Source organism: Pseudomonas sp. MDV22-iso1 (assembly GCF_058145095.1).
On record NZ_JBYVMF010000005.1, the window covers coordinates 110,558 to 135,544 of the forward strand.

14 protein-coding genes are annotated in these 24,987 nt (G+C 56.3%); 4 read left to right on the forward strand and 10 right to left on the reverse strand.

Features of this window, described 5'->3' with window-relative positions:
- Nucleotides 1–33: 33 nt before the first annotated feature.
- Complete coding sequence (locus tag AC3ZVB_RS08385) at nt 34–2,493, reverse strand: EAL domain-containing protein (RefSeq protein ID WP_490146285.1); 2,460 nt, start codon at nt 2,491–2,493, stop codon at nt 34–36.
- A gap of 349 nt (nt 2,494–2,842) precedes the next feature.
- On the opposite strand from AC3ZVB_RS08385, the gene AC3ZVB_RS08390 reads away from it, so the two are divergent.
- Nucleotides 2,843–7,423: a hypothetical protein gene (locus AC3ZVB_RS08390; RefSeq protein WP_490146286.1), complete on the forward strand. Its 4,581-nt coding sequence runs from the start codon at nt 2,843–2,845 to the stop codon at nt 7,421–7,423.
- A 1-nt stretch (nt 7,424) separates the two neighbouring features.
- Here AC3ZVB_RS08390 and AC3ZVB_RS08395 read toward each other — a convergent pair whose 3' ends face one another.
- From AC3ZVB_RS08395 to AC3ZVB_RS08415, 5 genes are all read right to left on the reverse strand, one after another.
- On the reverse strand, nt 7,425–9,242 hold the full coding sequence (locus AC3ZVB_RS08395) for an ABC transporter ATP-binding protein (protein ID WP_194692980.1): 1,818 nt from the start codon (nt 9,240–9,242) through the stop codon (nt 7,425–7,427).
- Nucleotides 9,235–9,873 (reverse strand): DsbA family protein, encoded by a 639-nt coding sequence (locus AC3ZVB_RS08400; protein ID WP_162436370.1) that lies wholly within the window; start codon nt 9,871–9,873, stop codon nt 9,235–9,237. Before AC3ZVB_RS08400 ends, AC3ZVB_RS08395 begins: the two co-directional genes overlap by 8 nt.
- Nucleotides 9,874–9,877: 4 nt before the next feature.
- Nucleotides 9,878–10,819, reverse strand: a complete 942-nt coding sequence (gene trhO / locus AC3ZVB_RS08405) for an oxygen-dependent tRNA uridine(34) hydroxylase TrhO (protein WP_162436371.1) — start codon at nt 10,817–10,819, stop codon at nt 9,878–9,880.
- A 291-nt stretch (nt 10,820–11,110) separates the two neighbouring features.
- Nucleotides 11,111–11,410, reverse strand: a complete 300-nt coding sequence (locus AC3ZVB_RS08410) for a BolA family protein (RefSeq protein WP_014337210.1) — start codon at nt 11,408–11,410, stop codon at nt 11,111–11,113.
- A gap of 12 nt (nt 11,411–11,422) precedes the next feature.
- The gene (locus AC3ZVB_RS08415; protein ID WP_064676461.1) at nt 11,423–11,944 is read right to left on the reverse strand and encodes a DUF2059 domain-containing protein; all 522 of its coding nucleotides are present in this window, start codon (nt 11,942–11,944) and stop codon (nt 11,423–11,425) included.
- A gap of 192 nt (nt 11,945–12,136) precedes the next feature.
- Here AC3ZVB_RS08415 and AC3ZVB_RS08420 point away from each other — a divergent pair, with 192 nt between their 5' ends.
- Nucleotides 12,137–13,531: a class II fumarate hydratase gene (locus tag AC3ZVB_RS08420; protein ID WP_490146287.1), complete on the forward strand. Its 1,395-nt coding sequence runs from the start codon at nt 12,137–12,139 to the stop codon at nt 13,529–13,531.
- Nucleotides 13,532–13,636: 105 nt separating this feature from the next.
- On the opposite strand, the gene AC3ZVB_RS08425 is transcribed toward AC3ZVB_RS08420, so the two are convergent.
- Complete coding sequence (locus tag AC3ZVB_RS08425; RefSeq protein WP_162436373.1) at nt 13,637–14,599, reverse strand: DMT family transporter; 963 nt, start codon at nt 14,597–14,599, stop codon at nt 13,637–13,639.
- Nucleotides 14,600–14,808: 209 nt separating this feature from the next.
- Here AC3ZVB_RS08425 and AC3ZVB_RS08430 point away from each other — a divergent pair, with 209 nt between their 5' ends.
- On the forward strand, nt 14,809–15,003 hold the full coding sequence (locus AC3ZVB_RS08430) for a DUF6316 family protein (protein WP_162436374.1): 195 nt from the start codon (nt 14,809–14,811) through the stop codon (nt 15,001–15,003).
- Nucleotides 15,004–15,141: 138 nt separating this feature from the next.
- Here AC3ZVB_RS08430 and AC3ZVB_RS08435 read toward each other — a convergent pair whose 3' ends face one another.
- A complete protein-coding gene (locus AC3ZVB_RS08435) occupies nt 15,142–16,326 on the reverse strand; it encodes a thiolase family protein (RefSeq protein WP_490146288.1) in 1,185 nt (394 codons plus the stop codon).
- Between the two features lie 102 nt (nt 16,327–16,428).
- Nucleotides 16,429–17,943 carry a polyphosphate:AMP phosphotransferase gene (gene pap, locus AC3ZVB_RS08440; RefSeq protein ID WP_490146289.1) on the reverse strand — a complete coding sequence of 505 codons (1,515 nt, stop codon included), beginning with the start codon at nt 17,941–17,943 and terminating at the stop codon, nt 16,429–16,431.
- Between the two features lie 213 nt (nt 17,944–18,156).
- Here pap and mnmC point away from each other — a divergent pair, with 213 nt between their 5' ends.
- On the forward strand, nt 18,157–20,139 hold the full coding sequence (mnmC, locus tag AC3ZVB_RS08445; protein WP_490146290.1) for a bifunctional tRNA (5-methylaminomethyl-2-thiouridine)(34)-methyltransferase MnmC2/FAD-dependent 5-carboxymethylaminomethyl-2-thiouridine(34) oxidoreductase MnmC1: 1,983 nt from the start codon (nt 18,157–18,159) through the stop codon (nt 20,137–20,139).
- Between the two features lie 5 nt (nt 20,140–20,144).
- On the opposite strand, the gene AC3ZVB_RS08450 is transcribed toward mnmC, so the two are convergent.
- Nucleotides 20,145–24,959 (reverse strand): NEL-type E3 ubiquitin ligase domain-containing protein, encoded by a 4,815-nt coding sequence (locus AC3ZVB_RS08450; RefSeq protein WP_490146355.1) that lies wholly within the window; start codon nt 24,957–24,959, stop codon nt 20,145–20,147.
- Nucleotides 24,960–24,987: the final 28 nt, after the last annotated feature.

Below are 24,987 nucleotides of genomic sequence, written 5' to 3' on the forward strand. Positions count from 1 at the left end.
CCTTTTGATTGTGATTAAGGATCAGCAAGAGTTTCAGCGGAACGTGCCTGGCGCCTTGAACAACAAAGGCTGAGGCCTCGCAGGACGACTTTGTAAACTTTCGCAAGTAAACAGATGCGGGCGTTCTATGACATACCCTTGAGCGTAATCGACCCCAATCTCCAGCAGTGCCTGCTCGATCTGGGGTGTTTCTACAAACTCGGCAATCGTGCGCTTACCCATTACATGACCAATGTGATTAATCACTTCGACCATGGCGAGGTTAATCGGGTCGTCCAGCATATCCTTAACGAAACTCCCGTCGATCTTCAGGAAGTCTACAGGTAAATGTTTCAAGTAGGCGAACGAGGACATACCGGCACAAAAGTCATCTAATGAAAAATGACAACCTAAGCCTTTGAGTTCATTAATAAATCTGATTGCACTGCCTAAATTTGATATCGCACTGGTTTCAGTAATTTCAAAACAAATCATTTCAGGTGGTATGTCGTAAACAACAAACTGTTGACGCAGGAAGTCCAGGAATGCGTCATCTCCTATAGTAATGCCTGACAGATTAATCGCACACATCGCCAACGGACCTTTGTGTTTCTCCGATATGCACTGAGCAATGATCTTAAAAACGTTCTCCACTACCCAGCGATCTAACGCAGTCATAAGACCGTATCGTTCTGCTGCCGGAATGAAACTGTCCGGAAGAATCATGCGACCTGCTTCATCGTGCAGACGCAACAGGATTTCAATATGTCCGCCACCCTGTTCGATATGCCCCAGCGGCGCGATTTGCTGGGCATATAAACAAAAACGGTTATCTTCGAGTGCCATGTGCAGACGCTGAACCCAGGCCATCTCTCCAAAGCGCAGGGACAGTTCCGAATCGTCGGCGTGATAGACCTGAACCCGGTTACGGCCCTTTTCCTTGGCCATGTAGCAGGCCATATCAGCGGCGCGCAGGGAGACTTCGAGGGAGGTCGGGTTTTGCGCGATATGCACCAGGCCGATGCTCACAGTGGTGACAAACGGCCGGCCCTTCCAGACAAAGTGCAGGTTCTGCACGGTCTGGCGCAGACTGTCGGCAATCTTTTCCGCCGCATCGGGCGAGCAGTTTTCCAGGAGGATGCCAAATTCGTCACCGCCGAGCCTGGCCAAGGTGTCGCCTTCACGCAAACCTGATTGCAACAAGGCGCAGATGTGCCGCAACAGTTCGTCACCCGCCGCATGACCGCACGTGTCATTGACCAGCTTGAACTGGTCCAGATCGAGAAACATCAGCGCATGACGACCCGACTGCCGCGTCAGATTGTGCAAAGCCTGATCCAGGCGGAACTCGAATTCACGGCGGTTGGCCAGGCCGGTCAAGGCATCGTGGGTCGCCTGCCATGACAGGTTGGCAATGTACTGCCGCTCCTGAGTCATGTCGTGCAACACCAGGACCGCGCCACTGACCTTGCCGGCGTTACGAATCGGCGCCCCGACCAGGGTCACTGAAACGGTGCTGCCATCCAGGCGCTGGATCAGCTTGGAATGCTCGCTGCCACCACCCAACTGGCCACTTAAAATATGCTCGATGAGGGTAAAACCGTCAGCCTGGGCATTTTCGTCCAGCAAATTGAACAGGGCTGCCAACGGCACACCCGCTGCCTGCTCAGCCTTCCAGTGGGTCAAAGCCTCGGCAGCCGGGTTCATAAAGGCAATTTCGCCGTCGACGTTAGTGGTGATCACCCCATCGCCAATCGATTGCAGGGTGATTTGCGCCCGCTCCTTCTCCAGCTGAAGCGCATCGGCGAACGCGTGGCGCTGCTTGAGAAGTTTATGGGTACGCATCAATGCCAGTGCTATAAGGCCGAGCGCGGTCGCCAGGTTAATGACCAACAATAGCCGCAGGATGACCCTCGATCCCTCACCCAATGCATCACTGAACGCTCTGGCCGCCGGTGTCACGCCATCGTTGATGGCAAAGATCCGCTCTTTCCAGCGAGTAACGTCGTCGCTGGTCGCTCGATTTTCCTTAATGTACTGGTGCATTTCCCGGGCGACATTATCGAGTTGCACCAGGTAGGAATCGCCGACGGTCCACAGGTCGATAGCCTTCTCCAGGTAACTGAAATGGCGGAAATTGAGGTACAGCCAGATCACGCTTGAAACGTCGTCGGGGTGATTTCCACCTTTGAGGATGGCCCTTCTCGCCTCTTCCAGTTTCGGTGGTCTGGCATCCAGCGCAACACGCAACTCATGGCCGCCTTGGGGTACGGCAATTGCGTTCTGGTACTTGAGAAAAATCGTTTCGTCGCGACTGTCGGCGTAGAGGTTGAGGTAATAGATGGCGTCCTTCTGGCCCTTGGACCACAGGCTTTCACCCGCCACGTATCCCCGCACAGCGGAAAGAACGTACAGACTCACGCCTCCCAGCAACGCTTGAAATAATACGACGGCAATAAAAGGCCATACGATGCCCAACAACCGTGGCGTTCCGAGAGTCCGCGTTTGATTCATGAGGTCCCTTGCATTAGCACTGCCAGATCATCATCCAACGTGATCGCTACAGCTAGACTAGGGTGCGTTCACTCTTCCGGCAAGTCAGCGTAAAAATTTCCGGTTTTTTTCTGCGCCCCTCACGCACGGCGTAGTTATGTGCACAAAAAAGCATTGCACAACCTGTAAAAGAAAGTTCAGCAATGCCTGACAGCCACACACTAAGAATTTCCATCGCATTAACCCCAACTCACTCAAAGCAATATTTATTGCACTCTCCAACCTCGCCATCAGCAAAATAATTTATCTCTCCAAGTCTCCAGACTTACCGATAAACAACCAGAACTCACACCATGAGACAGACATCAACATGAACTCACCGACATCGACACTTGACGTTTCACGCAATGACCAAGTCGCACTTGGTTCTGTTGCAATGGAGCATGAAGGCATACTATCGGACTATGACGCGATGATCAGCCATCTGAACAGACCCGGCATTTCATCAACCGATTTATCCAGCACTTTCCTACCGCCTCATGCTCACTCCCCGCTCACTATTAACTCTACGATAAGCGTGGACGGTGAAGCCCGCACGGATAGCAAGATCCAGCTTCTCGATATGATTAATTATTATGGCATTGCTCCCTGGGATCCGGACATCCTCAGCCAACACCGCACGGCCATTAAGACGATAAAAGAGAAACGCGCACGCCACTCCCTTCAACTGGACGGCGGCATCGACATTGTTGCCTTATACCGCTCACCCACTAGAAGCGATAGGAGTGCACTAAAAAAGATCAAGAGCACCCGCCCCAACGACTCCACAACTTTGAAAGATATTGTTGCCCAACTTACAACTCGCGACATGGTTGATATCGTAAACCGATTCTTGCCACAAACAGAAACCTCTCTTCTCTCTTACCTCGCGAATAATACTTCTACACCGTTGCAAACCGATCAGTTTTCGTTAACGCCTATGATCGTCCTCGAAAAAATCCTGCGTTCCCCCGAAGCGCAAAGACTGGGAAACGCACTACTTAAAGGCTTGAACTGGTACGGCGGGCAACCTGATGAAAATGCCTCTCCAGCGGTTAGTATCAAGCTCATCAGTAAGGCCATTCTTCTACAGGCAGATGCAGCCAAAAGCAGCATGCCCAATGATATCGGTGGATATGCCTGGTACCAGCAGTCAAATTGGGGGAAGAGCTATCAGAACATTTGGGCCGCGTTTGAGCAGCACCTGGTCGATACAAATCGAGCCTCGTCACCAACTGAAGCCATCCTGCTGGCTCGTTTGTACCAACCCCAATTTCCGAGCGACTTTCAAATTTGCAACATTCCTTCTGGCCTTCCGTACAGAAGCTCAATGGTTTGGGTGAACTTTGCCCACGGTGTCTCGCTCGCCGATGCAATAGAACCCGGATTGCCCCAGCGGATGACTTTCCAACAACTGGTGGACTTTCCAATCAAGCTGGCTATGCAAGCGACTCAAAAACAACTGGAGCTTATCGGGCTAAGCAGAATACCCCCAACCCTTGAGTGGGCCATTACCAATGGCATCATTCCTGCGAGTGCCGATTCGGACTACTCACAAGAGGAAGTAGATCGCGCCATAAACGCGCTCGACGAGCAAGCAGATGCATTGAGTAACGCAATCCTTCAACTGGACGCCGATCCTCCGCAACGATCAGCTATCGCTGAACGGGAAATGGAAAAGTATTTCAAGGGGAGTCAAGTGCGGATCAATGGGGAGTGGAGAACCGTGTATGGAAACCCGACACCCTTCATGGGGGATGGGCGAAAATTGATTGAGGATTTCTCGCACGTCAGGACAGGTGGATTAATAAAGGGACCACCGCTAGCAGACAAGATCTATTCTTTTCGGGATGTCTACATGTCGCACAGGCTGACCCAAAAGAAATCCTGGCACATCACGATGAAGGATGGCATTCGCAAAACCAGCTACACCCTCTGCATCAATGCTGATAGAACGATAACCACCACGGCAACCTGGCTTGATGGTGCTACGACGCGAAAGCCCTTGCCCGACACGAACGAATTGTTCCGACTGGAGTTCGATAGTTACCTGAAAAAAACCAAAACCGCCTATGAAACAGTATTGAAAAACCTGTTCGCGTCACTTCCCTACGACGACCGGCAGGCCATCGAGCAAGGTGAAGTGAAGATCTATACGTTGAGGAAATCGACCGATGGGGTTGAACTGAGACAAGAGACACCTGCAATAACGCTACCGCTTCGCCTTCGCATGGGTTTTTTATTGCAGATCACCTGCAATGCAAATACTTTTTACTACGAATGTTTACCTCGCGCAGGAACTATTCGAAAACGTGCTGACGTTTCATCTGACATGTTTAATGGTCAGGACTGTCCCGCGGATCGCGCACGGGGACTTGGCAAGAACCACTCCACCCGGGATCCGGACTTCATCATGCGCGTCGGAAAAGAAGTCCCTTTTGATTTTCAAGCGCATGAACAAGGCAGTATCCCGAAAGATAATGCAACGTGCGAAGCCATCATTGATCAGTTCGGCGAGACCTTCCCAGCGCCTCTGCATCGTTTAAACAGTGAATACTCATCGCTCGCACCGCAAACATATTCTCGGGCCGCGGGCATTGCCCAGTACATTGCCAACAATTTTTTCTATTACGATGAAGAATTGTTAACCGCCCAGGCCAGAGGCGACACAGAGATAGAACAAAAAGCCGCACGCCCACACTGGACAGATAAAATCAAAGGGTTTATTCCATTTTGGGGAAGTATCAGCGATCTGCTTTCGGATAGCCCGGAAAAGAGAGTGTCGGCAATTTTTGGCTTGATTTTCGATGTGCTCTCATTTGCCCTACCACTTGGCAAGTTTGTATCGGGTTCGGTGAAGCTGATCTCAACAACGGTCCGATCCGGTATCCGGACGGCCCTTCCGCAATTTGGCAAACTTTCCCAAAAGCTGCTTATTTCATCAATACAGAACATGATTCCCTTCTATGGCCTCCCGACGTTAGCACTACGGCTCTCAGGTGGGCTTATAAGGGGCCTATATGCGGGGGTCAGGATTCTGGTGAGAACATCGTTAAATGGCATAAAGAACATAGTTCCAAGATTAAACAACTACGGCATTATCAGCGGCTTACCTCAAGTCACTCATCCTGGTAGCTGGATTCCTTCCTCTCCTACTGACCGACTGGCTACCTGGCGGGGGCTCGAAGACGTTCCGGTACGCAATATCGGTTCGACCACCAAACCGATCCACCATCTAATCGATCCTTTTTCCGCCAAACCTTGCGGGCCTGTACTAAAAATCTCTGAGAATGGACTGTCCATTGGGCCTTCTTTGTATCCAGCCGTTGGAAAAAACAGCGACGATGCCTTGTTCTCCATCCCGGAAAAAATACGCGTCCGTGACATGCCTGAAGTGGATGGTCGAACAACGGTGTATCTCGATGACGTCGCCTATCGACTGGACGACGGCATCTTGCGCCGCGCCAACCTGATCGATGACAGCGAAGCCCTGAAACTTGTCCCTTGCCGTATCCGTGGAGTGATACCGGAAACCGTCTGCCTCAACAGTTTCGTCGGCGCAACTGCCGCTCCGACCCCCGCAATGGGTTCGGTCGACGAAACCAAGGGTTACGCACCTTGGTTTGGCGACATTCACTCGGTAGAGGAAATCTGGCAAAACAAGAAATACATCACACGCGACGGCGGGCTTTACGAGGTGATCAACAATAAACCTCGCCGCTTTCATGGTGATCTCAGAAATATGGGTTTTGCCGAACACACTCTGGTACCGCGCAGGAACTTCACCGCGACCATAGAGTTTCGAAAAGGTATTTACGCTCGCATTAACATTCCCGGTACCTATCAGGACGCCACCGATACACAGCGGGTCGGAGCTATCATGATTCCCTCCTTTGATGAAACGGCCGTTCATATTTTTACCCGGGTTAACACCGACAAGTACTATCTCGCGACGCTGCCCAAAGGCGGCAGTCTGAGTGGACCCTTGGTCTTCAATCGGCTGACGTCAGCCCAAATGGCCCAAGGTACACTCGGAAACGAACTATTACGGGTCTACACTGGCTCGCTGCATGCGAACAACACGACCCGTATCCACGGAATAGAGGCCGTCGAGCGCGCCATGAGAACCATGGAAGCTATCGCGATCCCGCTCGGCACAACGTCTAACCCTGCTGGCAACATGCGATGGCTGAAGGTGGATACCAGTCCGGGAGAGGCCTTGATGTTCGATCATTCGACCCGAATGATTGTTACCCAACTACCAGTAGGTGCGACTAGCTGGACTCGCAGCAAAGAAGCATCCGAAGTTTTTCGGCGAAAAACAGTAGAAATATTCGATACGCTGTTTCTGTCACCCACCATCAAGCCCTCCTCGCCCAACACTGCATTGCAAATACAAGATTCAATGGACAAGCTGCAAAGACTGCTGCCCGCAAGTGAGCGCCCGGCCAATGCCAGAAACATTGCGTTCGCCGAAGTGACGACGACTACGGGGCATAGAGAAATCTACGTCAGCGTTTCCGGAGCTCAGGGCAGCACCACTCGTTTACCGTTGTTCCGGCATCTGGGCGCCAGTCACGTACGGATTGGCAAAACGACATACATCAACGTCGACTTCGATCAGATTTACCCTAAAACGGGCCTCAACGTGACGCCCGAGGGTAAGATATTGGCCGTTCCGCTCACTATTAAAGACATCGGCACCTATACGCCAAGGCAGGTGACACGGCCGACGTCACTCGACAGCGAAAGCAAGTTGATCGGCATTATTCGTGAAAAGTATCCCGACTCTGCAGACATTCACTCCGTTGATATTGCGACGACCATGCGCCCTTGCGAGTCGTGCTCAGTGGTCATGAAACAGTTCGGACATGATGGAGGAACTGACGCACTGCAAGTGCTCTGGAACTGACCTACATTTGCTGCAAATGCCCATATAGCTTGGCGTATAAACCACCATCGGCAATCAGTTGCTGATGGTCGCCATCTTCGGCAATCTGCCCGCCATCGAACACCAGCACCCGGTCGGCCTGCTTCACCGCAGACAACCGGTGCGCAATGATCAAGGTAGTGCGCTGACTCAGGAAACGCGTCAGCGCCTGATGCAGGTTGTATTCAGTCGCGGCGTCAAGGGCAGAGGTTGCTTCGTCAAGAATGACTACTTTAGGGTCCGCCAGCACCATCCGGGCAATGGCCAGGCGTTGGCGTTGCCCACCCGACAACCGCACACCAGAACGCCCGACGATGCTGTCCAGACCATTGGGCAACTCACGAACCGTGGCATGCAGCTGTGCAATTTCCAGCGCTTGCCAACAGGCCTCGTCACTGCGTTCGCGCCCCATGGTCAGGTTGGCGCGTATGGTGTCGTTGAACAGCGCGGGGTGCTGCAGGACCACGGCGACGTTTTCCCGAACCGTTTCCAGGCCGATCTCCTGCTGTGTCGAACCGCCGAAGCGAATCGTCCCGGCCAGCGGCGTGTACAACCCCAGCAGCAACTGCACCAACGTACTTTTGCCGCCTCCGCTGGCGCCCACAATTGCGACTTTTTCACCCGGCGCGATGGACAGGTTCATTTGGTTCAGCACCAGTTCATCGCCATAGCTGAAGCTCAACCCCTGAACTTCGATGCCGACCGTGTCGCGACCCTGGAACGGGTCGACACCGCCTGCGTATTGCGGCTCGTCAGCCCGGGCCAGCAACTCGTTGATCCGCGACAAGGCGCCGCCGGCAGCGTAGTAGGCATATTGCAGGTTCAACAACTGTTCGACCGGACCGATCATGAACCACAGGTAACTGAAGACCGCGAGCATCTGGCCGATGGACAGGTCGGAAAACAGCACCGTGAGCATGGCGGCGGCGCGAAAAATATCGATACCGAACTGGAACAGCAAGCCGCTGGCCCGGTTGGAGGCATCGGTTTTCCACTGGGAGGTGATCGCGTAATCGCGCACTTCCCGGGCTCGCTGGCCAAGGCGTCCGAGGAAAAAGCCCTGGCGGTTGCCGGCGCGCACTTCCTGAATTGAATCGAGGGTTTCGGTCAGTGCCTGGGTAAAGCGCGACGTGCTGTCATTCTCGAGTTTCTTCAGGTGTTTGACCCGCTTGCCCAGCAGCACCGTGGCATAGATCACCAACGGGTTGAACAGCATGATCAGCAGCGCGAGCTTCCAGTGCATCCACACCAGAATGCTGGCGGTGCCCACCAGCGTCAGCATGGCCACCAGAAAACGACTGAGGGTTTCACCGACAAATTTGTCGAGGGTATCGAGATCAGTGACCAGGTGCGTGGTGACCGTGCCACTGCCCAGGCTTTCGTATTCGCCGAGGGAAATGCGCTTGAGCCGTTCGATCAACCGTAAGCGAATGCGGTACACGATGTCCTTGGCCAGCGCAGCGAACAATTTGGCCTGTACGACGTTGAACAGCAATGCACCACAACGCAGGGTCAAGGTCACCGCCAGCATCAGACCGATATAACCGGCGGCTTTCTGCCAGCCTTCGGGCAGTGCATGGTTCATGATCTTCAGTGCCGTGTCGCCATGCCCCAGCAGTACTTCATCCACCAGTAATGGCAGAAGCAATGGAATAGGTACGCTGCACAGCGTCGCCAATACGGCTACGCCGTTAGCGATCCACAGCGATTTTTTATGTTGCAGGGCCAGTCGGCGGATTTCGGCCCAGCTCAGCCGATCGACACGCTTGGGCGCTGGCGCGTCATCGGGCAAGTCATGCACAGGCGGCGCGCTCCAGCCAGCGACTGAGCAGCGGCGACAATTCACTCAAGGGTTGATAACCATTCGTCAACAAAGCCAGTTGACCATCACGCTCGGCCAACAGCGTAGGAAAGCCGGCAATCCCCAGGTCCTGAACCCAGGTGAAATCGGCCGCCGTGGCGGCGTGCTGATCGGCCCGGTCAAAGGCTGCGGCGAATTCGATACGCGGTACACCCGCCTGCTCCGCCAGCTCCACCAGGACACTGGCGTGGGTGACGTCGCGGCCCTCGGCGTAGAACGCGTGCTGAATCAACCCCAGCAGTTTCCACGCACAATCCGGTGCCAGGCTACGCGCCGTGACCAGCGCCCGGCAGGCAGGTTCGGTGTCGTAGACAAACCCTTCGGGCAACGCGCCTTCAACCTTGAAAGGCTGGCCGGTGGCCTCGGTGACCGCCTGCCAATGTTCAAGGATGTAGCGCCGCGTAGTCGGTTCCAGGGCCGATCCGCTACCGGTACGCAATCCGCCCACCACCAGATGCACTTCAACCCCCGCTGCTTGCGCCTGTTCTACCAGTGATTCGGCCACCGGCGCGAAGCCCCAGCACCAGGAACACATCGGATCCATCACATAGAGCAAGCGGCACGCAGACATGGGTTCAAGCCTCGGAAGGTGTTTGCTTGTAGTTGTAGCCGATCGGATGAGGCATGTTGCGCGCCTTGGCCAGTTCGATCTGCTTTTGCCGGTCGATGGCACTTCGACGGGTCTTCTCGCTCAGCTTATCCCAGCAATGCGGGCAGCTGATGCCGGCGACGTAATGCTCGGATGCGCGGTCTTCCACGCTGATCGGCGTGCGGCAGGCATGACATTGATCGTAGTCGCCTTCACTGAGGTCGTGGCGCACGGTGACGCGGTTGTCGAATACAAAGCAGTCACCCTGCCATTTGGTTTCTTCCTGCGGCACCTCTTCGAGGTACTTCAAGATGCCACCCTTGAGGTGGTAGACCTCATCGAAACCCTGGCTAAGCATGTAGCTCGAGGCTTTTTCGCAGCGAATGCCACCGGTGCAGAACATCGCGACCTTCTTGTGTACCGCCGGGTCGAAGTGCTCTTTGATGTAGTCGGGGAACTCGCGAAAACTGGTGGTCTTCGGATCGATGGCGCCTTCAAAGGTGCCAATCGCGACTTCGTAGTCGTTGCGCGTGTCGATCAGCAGCACCTCAGGGTCGCTGATCAGGGCGTTCCAGTTCTCTGGATCGACGTAGGTGCCAACCTTTTTGTTCGGGTCCACGCCTTCGACGCCGAGGGTGACGATTTCTTTCTTGAGTTTGACCTTGGTGCGATAGAACGGCTGATCGTCGCAGTACGATTCCTTGTGATCGATATCGTCCATGCGCGGGTCGTTCTTGAGCCAGGCCATCAGCCCGTCGATGCCTTCGCGGCTACCGGAGACGGTGCCATTGATGCCTTCTTCGGCGATCAGCAACGTGCCTTTGATGCCGTTGTCGACCATCGCCTGCAGCAAGGGCTCGCGCAGGGCGACGTAATCTTCGAGCGTGACGAACTTATACAGTGCCGCCACGACAATCTGTTGTGTCATGGGTGTTTCTCCAGGTGGCTACCCTCGTAAAGGGTGAACCGGATGCGAAAAAAAACGCGCCGGGTTAGCGGCGCGTTGCGGATTCTAGCAAAAAAGGTGTGGTTTTAGGACTGTCATCAATCTCTGTGGCGGGGGGATTTATCCCCGTTGGGCTGCGAAGCAGTCCTGAATTTCGATATCACAACAGTTCCGAAACACCGAATGCTGCGATCTTTCGACTGCTTCGCAGCCTATCGGGGATGAATCCCCTCGCCACAAAAGCCTTCATCACAACGTCCCTCAGCCCTCACTTCAATGCTTGCTGCCGCCCGCACAGGTCGGCGAAGCCGGGGCCGCGTCGATCTGTGCCCATTCTTCAGGCGTATAGGTATGCAGCGCCAACGCATGAAATTCGCCCATCAGCTCGCCGAGCGTGCCGTAGACCTTCTGGTGACGCTTGACTCTGTTGAGCCCTTCGAACTGCTGACTGACCACCACTGCCTTGAAGTGGGTTTGCAACCCGCGACTGTGCATGTGGCTTTCATCCAGCACCTGCAAGTGCTCGGGCTGTAACAGGCCCAGCGTCGACTCAATGCGTTGTTGCATGCTCATACCGAACTCCGCTTACGGCTTTTTCTTGGCAGGAGCGGCGCCTTTAGGCTCCAGCTCGGCCGTCATGTCAGCCAGCAGCTTGTTGACCACAGGCACCGCGCTTTCCAGCTTGGCCTGAGTCATCTGAGCCGATTGCTGAGTCAGCTGAGGCATTTTTTCCAGGACTTTCTTGCCCAGTGGGGACTTGTAGAACGCTACCAGGTCCTTGAGCTCGGATTCACTGAAGTTGGTGGTGTAGAGCTTGACCATGTCCGGCTTCAGCTTGTTCCAGCCAATGGCTTGGTCAAGCGCAGCGTTGGCCTTGGCCTGATAGGTTTCCAGCAGCGCTTTTTTCGATTCAGGTGCTTTGGTTTGTTCAAAGCGCTGAGCGAACATTTGCTGCACTTGCATGTACACCGGAGTGCCCAATTTGTCAGCGTGCGCCAGGGTCAGGAAAGCCTCGGCACTGGCGTTGTGGCTGGCGGTATCGGCAAAAACAGGGCCGCTGGCGCAAACCAGTGCAACCGCGGTACAGATGGCACGAAGACGAGTCATCGAGTTTCCTTTTCTAGCAGGCGAGGTAAAACCCCAAGGGCGTCCATTCTGCGCCTAAAAAAGTGTGTCACTCAACCCCAAGCCTTGTGGGGCCTTATTTAGAGGGGTTTAACAGGCAAATTCGAGACGGATGGAACCACGGCGGACGATCACGGCCTAAACTGCGCTATCAGACCTACAGGAGTGTGCATGATGAGCCGTATCGAAACCGACAGCCTTGGCCAGGTTGAAGTCCCGGATGAAGCCTATTGGGGCGCTCAGACGCAACGCTCGCTGATCAACTTTGCCATTGGCACTGAACGCATGCCGCTGGCGGTGCTGCACGCCCTGGCCCTGATCAAGAAAGCCGCTTCTCGGGTCAATGACCGTAATGGCGACGTGCCTGCCGACATTGCCCGCCTGATCGAACAGGCCGCCGACGAAGTGCTCGATGGTAGCCATGATGATCAATTTCCCCTGGTGGTCTGGCAGACCGGCAGTGGCACCCAGAGCAACATGAACGTCAACGAAGTGATCGCCGGACGTGCCAATGAGCTGGCCGGCAATCCGCGCGGTGGCAAATCCCCCGTGCATCCCAACGATCACGTTAACCGCTCCCAGAGTTCCAACGATTGCTTCCCTACGGCCATGCACATTGCGGCAGCCCAGGCCGTGCAGCAGCATTTGTTACCAGCCATCAGTGAACTGTCTGGCGGTCTGGCCGAGCTGGCCGCGCGCCACATGAAGCTGGTCAAGACTGGCCGGACACACATGATGGACGCCACGCCGATCACCTTCGGCCAGGAAATCTCGGCATTCATCGCCCAGCTGGATTACGCCGAACGAGCGATCCGCGGCGCGCTGCCGGCCGTCTGCGAACTGGCACAGGGCGGCACGGCCGTCGGCACCGGTTTGAATTCGCCGCACGGTTTCGGCGAAGCCATCGCCGCTGAACTTGCGGCCCTCTCCGGTTTGCCGTTCGTCACCGCTCCCAATAAATTTGCCGCACTGGCCGGCCATGAGCCGCTGACCACGCTGTCCGGCGCGCTGAAGACCCTCGCGGTCACCCTGATGAAAATCGCCAACGACTTGCGCCTCCTGAGTTCAGGGCCGAGAGCCGGTTTTGCCGAAGTCAAACTGCCCGCCAACGAACCCGGGAGCTCGATCATGCCCGGCAAGGTCAATCCGACCCAGTGCGAAGCGTTGTCGATGCTGGCGTGTCAGGTCATGGGCAACGACGTGGCGATCGGTTTCGCCGCGAGCCAGGGCCACTTGCAGCTAAACGTGTTTAAACCGGTGATCATCCACAACCTGCTGCAATCGATTCGCCTGCTGGGCGATGGCTGCAGCAACTTCCAGCAGCACTGCATTGCGGGCCTTGAGCCGGATGCGGCGAAAATGGCTGAACATCTGGAGCGTGGTTTGATGTTGGTGACGGCGCTCAATCCGCACATCGGCTATGACAAATCGGCGGAAATTGCCAAGAAGGCTTACAGCGAGGGCCTGACCTTGCGTGAGGCAGCGCTGCAGCTGGGTTATCTAACGGATGAAGAGTTTGATGCCTGGGTGCGGCCGGAGAATATGCTGGAGGCGGGTGCCAAGGGGTAAGATTTCAGGCGTCTGACGGTCAGTCATCGCGGGCAAGCCCGCTCCCACAGGTGATCGCATATCTCTGTGGGAGCAAGGCTTGCCCGCGATGAACGATGACGCGGTCTAACGATCCACCGCCATCCGCACCCGCCGCGCTTTCAGTCCTGCGATCAACGAAGGTCCCAACGCCACCAGCGCCGAGCCCAGCACTACCAGCACCGCCCCGCCATACCCCAGGCCATTGATCGTTTCAGCGTGCACATACTCCGGCCACATCCAGGCCGCGAACGCCACCGCGACAAAGGTCACCAGGGGTGTAATCGCCAGGGTCGCACTGACCCGCGACGCTTCCCAATGGGCCAACGCCTCGGCAAATGCGCCATAGGCAATCAGGGTATTCATGCAGCACGCCAGCAACAGCCATCCTTGCAGCGGCGTCAGTTGCATTACTTCCAGCGGATGCACCCAGGGTGTCAGCAATGCCGCGCAAAACAGGTAGATCACCATCATCACCTGCAACGAATTCCACACCGTCAGCAGCTGTTTTTGCCCCAAGGCATAAAACGTCCAGACCGTGGACGCCAACAACACCAGTAGTACGCCGGCCGTGTAATCCGTCAGGGAAGTGAGCAATTCACTCAAACGCTGGTTAAAAAACAATGCAAAACCGATCAGCAGTACCAGCAGGCCAATCCCCTGCCCCACGCTAAAGCGTTCCTTGAACACAAACAGGCTGGCGATCAACAACATGATTGGCCCCATCTGTACGACCAACTGCGCAGTGCCCGGGCTGAGCAGGTTAAGCCCCATCAAATACAGCACATAGTTGCCGACGAGGCCGAGCACGGCCATTAACACCAACCACCCACCGCGGGGACCGAGCACTTTGTAGCTCGGCAGGCGTCTGGTTGCCGCGAGATAAATGAACAGGCATCCGCCGGAAACCGCCAGGCGAAACCAGGTGACTGTGACCGGATCCATCACCTGCAGCACTTGCTTGAGCTTGATCGGCAGGATTCCCCACAGCACTGCGGTCAGCAAGGCGAGAAACAGACCGTATACCCAGCGACCCGATGAAATGTGCATGCGAACCCCGAAGCCAATTGGCGAGACCGTCATTCTAGGCGCAACGCCTGACCGCACACAGGGACAGTTACCCCCCGGCCGCGAATGCAACTGTGCAGGTCGTTTCGTTTGACGGGCCTAAGCCGTCGATCAGATGGTCGGGCGCTTCAACAGGTTCAGACATAAGCTGATTGGATCCGCCCACAGGAATACAGCGTCAGGAGAACTCCATGTACGGCATGCGCGCCCAGGACAACGCCCCCGCTACGCACTTTCGCAGCGACCGGATATGTCGAATCAATGGGGAGTTGTATTTCAGTACCCGGGAAAACACCCAGGAAGGGCCGTTCGAAAACCCCGAGCAAGCGGCGCGGGAGATTCAGGCGTATATCGAGCGGATGCAGAATTTAAGTGCCAGGCGGTAGACCGGGGCGCTGCCATCGTCGGAATGCCGCCCAGACCAAGCTCGGCTCCCACACTGGATCATCGGCGCACACCAAATCCCTGTAGGAGTGAGCCTGCTCGCGATGGCTATTGAGCAGGCAACACAAATCTTTCGAGACTCAAAGCACCGCCTCAAACAACCCCGTCGCGCCCATCCCGCCACCCACGCACATGGTCACAACGCCGTAACGCAGTTTACGCCGCTGCAACTCACGCACCACATGCCCGACCTGACGCGACCCGGTCATACCGAAAGGATGGCCGATGGAAATCGAGCCGCCGTTGACGTTGTATTTTTCGTTGTCGATTTCCAGCCGGTTACGGCTGTACAGGCACTGTGACGCAAACGCTTCGTTGAGTTCCCACAGATCAATGTCGGCGATCTGCAAACCCTTGGCCTTGAGCAATTTAGGCACCGAAAAAACCGGGCCGATGCCCATCTCGTCAGGCTCGCACCCGGCGACGGTAAAACCACGGAAGAAGGCTTTGGGTTTGAGCCCAAGTTCCAGCGCTTTTTCCAGGCTCATCACCAGAGTCATCGAAGCGCCGTCGGAGAGCTGTGAAGAATTGCCCGCGGTTACCGAACCGTCTTCGGCAAATACCGGCTTCAGCCCGGCCAGGCTTTCCAGCGTGGTATCCGGGCGATTGCAATCGTCACGATCGACGATGCCGTCGAGTATCTGCACCTGGCCGGTCGCCTTGTCTTCAACGCGGTATTTCACCGCCATCGACACGATTTCGTCATCGAACAATCCCGCAGCCTGAGCCTGGGCGGTGCGCAGCTGGCTCTGCAACGCATACCGGTCCTGCTCTTCGCGGCTGACGTTGTATCGACGAGCGACGATCTCGGCGGTTTGGCCCATCGGAAAATAAATCCCCGGTACCTGCTCTTTCAGTAGCGGATTGATCAGGTTGTCGGTGTTGACACTTTTCATGGTCAGGCTGATCGACTCGACACCACCGGCGACGATGATGTCGCTGCAACCCGAAGCGATCTGGTTGGCGGCGATGGCGATCGCCTGCAAGCCAGACGAACAGAAGCGATTGAGGGTCATGCCGGCAGTGCCTATGCCCAGACGGGACAGCACGGCGACGTTGCGTCCAATATTGAACCCTTGGGCACCTTCGTTTGATCCGGCGCCGACAATACAGTCCTCGACACTGGCCGGATCAATGCCTGAGCGGGCCAGCAGCGCATTGACGCAATGGGCCGCCATGTCGTCGGGACGGGTCTGGTTGAATTTTCCGCGAAAGGATTTGGCCAGGCCGGTCCGCACGCTGTCGACGATCACCACTTCACGCATGGCATACCTCATTGTTGTTGTCGGTTGAGAGTGGACTGAGCATAAGTCCACCCCTTCACCGACTGCGACAATCATTCACCTCGCGTATGCGCAGCCATCGACTCAATCCTTGTGTTTCTTTGCCTTCTTGTCCGACTTTTCGAAGGCTTCTTCCAGCGCCAGATTGATCGTGCGCAAGACTTTGACCCGGGCCCAGCGCTTGTCATTGGCTTCCACCAAGGTCCAGGGCGCGATCTCGGTGCTGGTGCGGTCGACCATGTCGCCAACTGCCGCGCGGTAGGCGTCCCATTTTTCGCGGTTGCGCCAGTCGTCTTCGGTGATCTTGAAGCGTTTGAATGGAATCTCTTCCCGGGCCTGAAAGCGCTCCAGTTGCGTCTGCTTGTCGATGGACAGCCAGAATTTGACCACGATCACTCCGGCGTCGGTGAGCTGCTCTTCGAAATCATTGATTTCGCTGTAGGCCCGCAACCAGTCCGCCGGCGGGCAGAACTCTTCGACACGCTCCACCAGTACTCGGCCGTACCACGAACGATCAAATACGGTGAACTTGCCCTTGGCCGGGATGTGCCGCCAGAAACGCCACAAATAGGGTTGTGCCCGCTCCTCTTCAGTTGGCGCGGCAATCGGCACGATGCTGTATTGACGTGGATCGAGCGCTGCCGCAACGCGGCGAATCGCACCGCCCTTGCCCGCCGCATCATTGCCTTCGAACACAGCCACCAAGGCATGGCGGCGCATGCGTTTGTCACGCATCAGCCCGGAGAATCGGGCTTGCTCGGTAATCAGCTGCTCCTCGTAATCGTCCTTTTCCAGATGCTGCGTCAAATCCAGGCTGTCGAGCAGGTTCAAATGATCGACACTCAGCGGCAACGGTGCGGCGCTGACTTTATCGGGGTGAATCGTCTGACGTTTCAGAGCGTTTTGCAGGCCCTCAAGCAGAATCCTGCCCACCGTCAAGCTGCGGTAATGCGGGTCAACGCCTTCGATCACATGCCAGGGCGCGTAGTCACGACTGGTGCGACGCAACACGCGCTCGCCGTATTTTACGAATTTGTCGTACGTCTTCGATTGCTGCCAATCCAGCGGGCTGATGCGCCAGCTGTGCAGCGGATCATCCGCCAGGGCTTTGAGGCGCGCGTTCATTTGTTTTTTGGACAGGTGAAACCAGAATTTGAAGATCAGCGCGCCTTCATCGCAGAGCATCTGCTCCAGTCGTTCGACAGCGTTGATGCCTTGGTCGAGCCTTGGGTCTTTAATCAGCCCGTGAACACGGTCCTGCAACATCTGGCTGTACCAGTTGCCGAAAAAAACCCCCATGCGGCCTTTGGCCGGAAGCATCCGCCAGTAACGCCAGGCGGGCGGGCGTGCCAGTTCCTCGTCGGTTTGCTGATCAAAGGTACGGACCTCGATCAGGCGCGGGTCCATCCATTCGTTCAGCAGCTTGACGGTCTCCCCCTTGCCGGCCCCTTCGATGCCGTTGATCAGGACGATGACCGGAAACCGGCATTGCTGTTGAAGTTCGAACTGAGCGTCGAGCAAGGCTTCACGCAAGGCCGGCACTTCGGCGTCATAGGTTTCTTTATCGATGGCGTGACCAATTTCGGCAGATTCGAACATGGATGGCTCCCTTTCCAGATTGAGCAAGACTAGCGGAGTAAGAGCTGCCAAGCGAAGCAGAGGCTGCGATCTTTTGATCTTGATCTTTAAAACGAGATCAAGAGATCGCAGCCTCCGCTTCGCTTGGCAGCTCTTGCGCAGCTCCATTGTCATGCATCAGGCAGTGCGCTGACGATCAGTTAGAATGGCCGCCTTGCCGTTGCCGAGCCTGCCATGAAACCTGTATTGCCCCACGCCCAGCTCGATTGGGACGACCAGGGACTCCCGCGTTCGCGGGTGTTCGATGATGTGTATTTTTCCGATCTGTCGGGACTGGACGAAACACGTTACGTATTCCTCGAGCAAAACCGTCTGCAAGAGCGTTTTGCCGCGCTGCCGGTTGGCGGTCGATTAGTGATCGGTGAGACCGGTTTCGGCACCGGGCTGAATTTTTTATGTGCCTGGCAACTGTTCGAGCAGCACGCGGTGGCGGGTGCGCGGTTGCATTTTGTCAGCGTCGAAAAGTACCCCTTGAGCTTGCCCGATCTGCAACGCGCACTGGCGTTATGGCCGCAGCTCAAGCCCTTTGCCGATCAATTGCTGGCCCAGTACGTGGCGATCCATCAAGGGTTCCAGCGTCTGGTGCTGGATAACGGCCGCGTCACCCTGACCCTGCTGATCGGCGATGCCCTGGAGCAACTGCCACAACTGGACGCACAGATCGATGCCTGGTTTCTCGACGGCTTTGCTCCGGCGAAAAACCCCGACATGTGGACCGCCGAACTGTTTGCACAATTGGCCCGCCTGGCAGCGCCTGACTCGACCATCAGCACCTTCACCAGCACCGGTTGGGTACGTCGGCTGTTAAATGCCGCAGGCTTCAAAATGAAGCGCACCCCTGGCATTGGACACAAGTGGGAAATCCTGCGGGGCACCTTCCTCGGTTGGCCGCAAGATGCTCCGGCACCGGAGACCGCCAAGCCCTGGTTTGCTCGTCCGGCGCCGCCGACTGGCGAGCGTCGTGCCCTGGTGATCGGCGCCGGCCTGGCCGGTTGTGCCAGCGCCGCCAGCCTCGCGGCGAGGGGTTGGCAGGTCAGCCTTTTGGAGCGCCACGATGCGCTGGCTCGAGAGGCCTCGGGCAATCCCCAAGGCGTGTTGTACCTCAAGCTTTCCGCCCACGGCACCGCACTGTCGCAATTGATATTGAGCGGCTTCGGCCACACCCGACGTCTGCTTGAACATTTGCAACGGGGCGTCGATTGGGATGACTGCGGGGTACTGCAGCTGGCGTTCAATGCCAAGGAAGCAGAACGACAAGCGCAGCTGGCTGCTGCCTTTCCTGACAATTTATTGCACACGCTGGATCGGGAGCACTGTGAGCTTCGCGCCGGCATCGCGTTGCAATCCGGAGGCCTGTTTTACCCCGAAGGAGGTTGGGTGCACCCACCCGCCCTGTGCGAATGGCAAGCCGCGCATCCGAACATACAGGTCCAGACCCATAACGATGTACTGGAGCTGCGCCGCACAGACGGCCAGTGGCAAGCCTGGGATGGCGATACCTTGTTGGCCGAGGCACCGGTGGTGGTGCTGGCCGGCGCCGCCGAGATCAAGCGTTTCCCCTACAGCGCCGACCTGCCCCTCAAACGGATTCGCGGACAGATCACCCGTTTATCCCAGACCTCTGCAAGCAGCAGTTTGAGCACGGTGGTCTGCGCCGAAGGCTACGTCGCACCCGCTCGCCTGGGTGAACACACGCTGGGGGCCAGTTTCGATTTCCACAACGATGACCTGACACCTACCGCCGCCGAGCATGCCGGCAACCTGAAGATGCTCGAAGAAATTTCGCCAGACCTGATTACACGTCTCGGCGCGGACACCCTGCAACCAGAAGCGCTCGAAGGTCGCGCCGCCTTTCGCTGCACCAGCCCGGATTACCTGCCGATTGTCGGCCCGCTGGCGGATGCCGAGGCGTTCACCGACGCCTACAGTGCCTTGAGCAAGGACGCCCGGAAAATCCCGGACATCCCTTGCCCCTGGCTGAACGGCTTGTATGTCAACAGCGGCCACGGCTCAAGAGGGTTGATCACTGCACCGATTTCAGGCGAATTACTAGCGGCCTGGCTCGACGCTGAACCCCTGCCATTGCCCAGAACCGTGGCCGAAGCCTGTCATCCAAACCGCTTTGCCTTGCGGCGATTGATCCGCGGCAAGGCTTGAGGCGCTTAATCCAGAATGAAACAGGTCTTCATTTTTTCTGCTTCCATGGCTTGCTCGGTGAGGCGTTTCAACAGACCTGTTTCAGCCAGCTTCAGCTCATCGGCGATGCCGTCGACATGCGCACGAAGCCCTGTTCCCAACGTCGCCTCGTTTTCAAAGGCCGTCTGTACTCGCTCCTGAAAGGGAGCGGCAAGGTCGGTGAATTTCTTGCCATGTTGCTCACGCAAAAATTTCCCCCAGAACTCGCGGTTGCTCAAGTCAGCTGACAGTTCGGAAGTCGCTTCGGCAGCAATGACCTTGTTGTAGGCAGCATTCAGGTCCGCCGTGTTAACGCCACTCAGCGATGCATAGCGCATATGCCTGGGCTGGCCGATAAGCTCGAGCTTGTCGGCCAGGCCGGTGCGATAGGCCAATTCCACTTCCACGGGATCGCGTTTGGGGTTGGCCAACACATTATCCCGGGCGAGCTTGGCGAGATAATCCTGGCGAAACAGGCGCCGTCCCAATTTGAGTAGCCGGGCAGCCTGATCATGAGTATTGGCGGACTGGCGAACCAACGTGTCGATGTCGACGGTGACTTCAAGGTTACTGAAAATGGTCGCCGCCGAATCAACGCAATTACTTTTGACCGCCATCGGTAATAGCTGATCGCGCAACATCGAGTCAGCCTTGGCCGCCTCGATAACTCTCCAGACCCGATCACTCATGTCCTCATGCACATAGCGATTATCGGCGGTGCTTCCCACCTCGGCCAGCAATCTGAAAAAACCGTCGGACCCGGGTTCGTTCTTCAGTGCAACCCATGTGCGATTACGACTGGCGTAAAGTTCTTCGCGACTATCAGGCATCCACAGTTCTCGAGCTTTTTGCTCGTTGATCACCGCATGATCATCTTCAAGAAAGCCCATCCCGATGCCGGTATTGCCACGATAAGTTTCAAGCTTCGTACGGCTCGCTGCGGACAATGGGTTGTGCCGCAAATTGATCCTTCGGGCGAATCGCCGCGGAACATCGAACAACCACGCGGGCAGTTCTTGAATGTCGTTACCGCGCAAATCCACCATGTCCAGGTAAGGCAATCGGGCAAGCCCCACAGGTAACTCCGTGGCATGGGTGTCGCCGAGGAACAGGGCTTGCAGATCCAGCATTTTGCTGACATCCACCGTGGCTCCCAACCGGTTACCGCTCAACCCGAGCGAACGCAACTTGCGCATATCGCCTAGTTTTTTGAGGGTATGTTCGGTCAATGCCAATTTGTTGCGGTTCAAGATCAAATGCTCAAGGTCGGGCATGTGTGACACTGCTTCAGGCAGTCGTGTCAGTTGATTGCCATCCAGTTCCAACCTGACAAGATTTTTGAAGGGCCTCAGGAAGTACGCCAGCTCATCACCTGCGTTCATGTCTCTGATGATGAGGCTGCGCACATGAGCGACGTCGTGTTCGGTCAGCGCCGGCAGTTGACCAGCGAAGTTGCGCTCGATTTTGAGCGTTACAGGCTGATCCCGCGGTGTTCGCGGCGCAGTTACCCGACGCCAGCAGTTTTCGATGGTTTGAGCTATCTGGCGACGGCTGACGCGCACATCATTGAACTGTCCCGGTAGCTTCTTCATCTCCACCTGGTCGTTGCTCCAGGTCTGCAGCACTCCACGCAATTTCTCCAACTGCTGCTCCAGTGCCTTGATTCGATTTAACCGCAACGTGTGGGTAGTGCCCGCGTCATCAAGAAAGGCTGAAACCTGGGCATCGGTGAACAGCGGGTACAGCTTTCGAACTTTACGAATCAAGGCTTTTTCGTAGACGGTCGCCTCGGCAGGGTCAGCCTGGATCCCACAGGAAGAAAGGTGTTCGGGGACCTCGCTGTGCTCACCTCGCAATACCCGAGCGGTGCGTGCGCGGTCCGCCGTGGCAGCCGAGCCCAGGCGCTCGCGCAGTAAGGTCACATTAACGTCATCGGCACCTGTAAGCCCCATGCGGATGCGTCGGGCTGCAGGCAGTGCGTGGAATATCGATTCGCCGAGCGTGGCGCTTGCTTTGTCGGCTATCAACGTGCCGGTCCCCCGGTTGACCTGATAGCCCGTCGGCGTTTTGATGATGACCCCGCTCAACGGCGCATCTGCGGAACCGACACTGTCCAGCAACTTTCCGGTGGTTGACCCTTCTCGCAACTCCAGTCGATAACCCGTCTCCCAACCTTGCACGCGATCCAGCAGCCTGAGGCTCAGCGTGTTCGTATCGGCATTGGCCAGCTCTGGAAAATGCAGTCCGGTGAGTGCACGGTCCAGCCTGAGCGAACGCTGTGCCTCGCTGACCTGCTCCGATAAATCAAATCCCGGGAACTTGCGGTCGCGAAAAAACACACGATCTCGTTGACTCGCTTCGTCAAGCAACTTGCGAGCTACCCGGGTGGGAATGTCGGCAGCGTGCTCACGCAATGTCGCAACATCTCCCGTGGCTTCGCCGTCATAGGCTTTGTAGAGCCACTCGAACAGTGGTTGGCGATTACTTTTAACGGATGACGCAATCTTTCTGGCCAGCAACGTTGATTGCGAATCGGTCGTCCCTTTGCCGACAATGGCCTCAACTTGTTTCGAATAAAGACCATCGATCACAGTATCCAACAACTTCCCTGCATTCAGTTGCGCTTGGGTAACGTCCACGCTGTTAACGTCGTCGCTACTTTTTGCAGCCCCCTCAGGAAAGCGAGAAACGACTGCGCCGTCCGCATCGAGCACCTGGATGAATCTTTCTTCAGGCCAGCCGGACAGCCTTGGCAATGTATGCAGCTGCGCCTGCAGAAAATCGGTGCTCGCGGTATCGCCACGTTCCATGGCCAACACCACTGCAGTGATGCGCCGATTCAGTTTGAAGCGTTCGACGCAATCATATAGCCGTGGTGGCAAATCCAGATTGCCCAGATGCAATCGGTGAAGCTCGGCAGGCGACAAACCTACAACATCGGCGATTTTTGTCAGGTCACTGTCGGAAAAACCATTTAAACGGGGATCTGTACGTTTCAACGCATACCCACTGCTCGGCCACTCAAGCGCGTGCTCATGCACATGCCGCCAGCCGCCTTCGACGCTTCGTTCAATGGCTGGCGCGAATGCGTCATGGCGTACTGGGTGGTTTACCTGCCACGCATATTTCTCAGCGTTATGAGTGACACGATAGACCTTATCCTCCATGACGACAGAGGTGTGCCCGCCGTGCTTGTAAATGCCCTTCGCATCCGGCTGCACTGTTTCCGGTAGCGCCAATGTCTGCTGATAAGGCTCAAGATCTGGCTTCCACAGCCTTTGTTTACCATCGGCGCGCGTCACTGCTTCGAACCCATCAAAGAACGCCGCTTGCTCTTTCGCCACCCGACGCAAGGCGGCTGACGCCACTTTGCCGGCCGCCGCGAACGCCGCCATCTGCGCAATGTTCTCGACAACATTCAGCAAATGCGACAACGCTTTGTGCGGCTCGCCGTGCGCCCAGTCCTGCACACCTTCATAGACCTCGCTGACAATGTCGATGACTGCCACAGCCATCATCAATTCGCCCAGTACCGGTACGAAAAAAGAGGCTGCGTTCAAGAACAGAAGACCGCCATCGATCAGCCTCTGAACGGTTTTTTCCCGTTGTACCTCGTCCACTTCTTCGGTCGTGACCGCGAGAACCCGGGCATCTCGCTGGGTCTTGCTGATGAATGCGCCGAAGAAGAAATCAGCAACACAGTCCGCGGGTGTCGCGACAAGCGTGCCCAGTACTTTGTCTTCGTCAAATGCAGTAAAAAAATCGGATTTATCGTGCCCGGGAAGGAATTGGCTGGCGAAGTACGCCCTGTAGGCTTTGGTTTTCAACTGACGAGAGAGGTAAGCCTTGAAGTCATCCAGCGAGGCGTATTCATACAGCGGTCGCTCGGGGTCGTTCGGCAGGTACACCACGCATTTCGCCTTCGGCGCGGTGTCGATCGAGGCTTTGGTGAACACGAGCGCCCCGCAGATGCATGCATCATCGATCATCAAGCCTTGCCAGATTACCGACGCACCGTCGAAGACGGCGCCTTTGGTTTGTGCCGCAGGGAGTTTTTGTGCAATGACGCTCAGCATCATTGTGTAAACGGCTTCGGTGATGTGCTTTTTCAGGTAGGCGATATGAACGGCGATTTTCAGATCAAGCAGCTTCAACTGCCGGATGTCGGCCGCTGAGGCGTTTGCACTGCTTGCAGACGTGGCCGGCAATGCCAATACCTCGGCGATATGGCGCTGATAACGCGCACCGAGGTCAAGCTCGCGACAAATCAGCGCGAATTTGGTCGGGGTAATCGCCGCACCGGTCTGGGCTTGTCCATTGATTCGTATCAACGAGTCTTTTGGGATGCCGCCGCTGCTGGATTCCTCAAGGGTGAAGTTCTCCATGGCCGCGTGCAGCAGGCTGCGAGAAGTGGTGCTGAATTTTTCCTGGAAGCTGACAGGGAACGGCGCACCAATGCCTATTATCGATCTTTTAACGATCTCCAGGGTGTCCCGCTCAACATCGAAATCGACAGTCCATTTGCTCTTGAGAAAAAGGGTCAATTGCTCCTTGCAGAACACGTCCAGCGGCTTGAGCCTCTCGAGCACCGCTGCGGCCCTGGTATAAGTGAAATCACTTTGCTCAACCGCCGCTTTCAGACCCTGCACCACCGCAAGGTCGGCATTGGCCAGCCAGGTCGGGATGTTTTTTTGCAGTACCTCGGCCTTGTCCAGATCGGCAGTATGATCGACAAAAGCAGCGCTGCGTTGCGCGGGGGTAAACGTCGTGGCCGCAAGCGTCACGTCGGATGTAGACAGCATGTGCAATATCCTTATTGCATTGAGAAGG

Excerpts from the sequence above, each read along its gene's own strand:
- AC3ZVB_RS08425 (WP_162436373.1), bottom strand. The coding sequence starts at position 14,599 with ATGCACATTTCATCGGGTCGCTGGGTATACGGTCTGTTTCTCGCCTTG.
- AC3ZVB_RS08415 (WP_064676461.1), bottom strand. The coding sequence starts at position 11,944 with ATGACTCGTCTTCGTGCCATCTGTACCGCGGTTGCACTGGTTTGCGCC.
- trhO (WP_162436371.1), bottom strand. The coding sequence starts at position 10,819 with ATGACACAACAGATTGTCGTGGCGGCACTGTATAAGTTCGTCACGCTC.
- mnmC (WP_490146290.1), top strand. The coding sequence starts at position 18,157 with ATGAAACCTGTATTGCCCCACGCCCAGCTCGATTGGGACGACCAGGGA.
- AC3ZVB_RS08400 (WP_162436370.1), bottom strand. The coding sequence starts at position 9,873 with ATGTCTGCGTGCCGCTTGCTCTATGTGATGGATCCGATGTGTTCCTGG.
- AC3ZVB_RS08420 (WP_490146287.1), top strand. The coding sequence starts at position 12,137 with ATGAGCCGTATCGAAACCGACAGCCTTGGCCAGGTTGAAGTCCCGGAT.
- AC3ZVB_RS08410 (WP_014337210.1), bottom strand. The coding sequence starts at position 11,410 with ATGAGCATGCAACAACGCATTGAGTCGACGCTGGGCCTGTTACAGCCC.
- AC3ZVB_RS08430 (WP_162436374.1), top strand. The coding sequence starts at position 14,809 with ATGTACGGCATGCGCGCCCAGGACAACGCCCCCGCTACGCACTTTCGC.
- AC3ZVB_RS08390 (WP_490146286.1), top strand. The coding sequence starts at position 2,843 with ATGAACTCACCGACATCGACACTTGACGTTTCACGCAATGACCAAGTC.
- AC3ZVB_RS08435 (WP_490146288.1), bottom strand. The coding sequence starts at position 16,326 with ATGCGTGAAGTGGTGATCGTCGACAGCGTGCGGACCGGCCTGGCCAAA.
- AC3ZVB_RS08385 (WP_490146285.1), bottom strand. The coding sequence starts at position 2,493 with ATGAATCAAACGCGGACTCTCGGAACGCCACGGTTGTTGGGCATCGTA.
- AC3ZVB_RS08450 (WP_490146355.1), bottom strand. The coding sequence starts at position 24,959 with ATGCTGTCTACATCCGACGTGACGCTTGCGGCCACGACGTTTACCCCC.
- pap (WP_490146289.1), bottom strand. The coding sequence starts at position 17,943 with ATGTTCGAATCTGCCGAAATTGGTCACGCCATCGATAAAGAAACCTAT.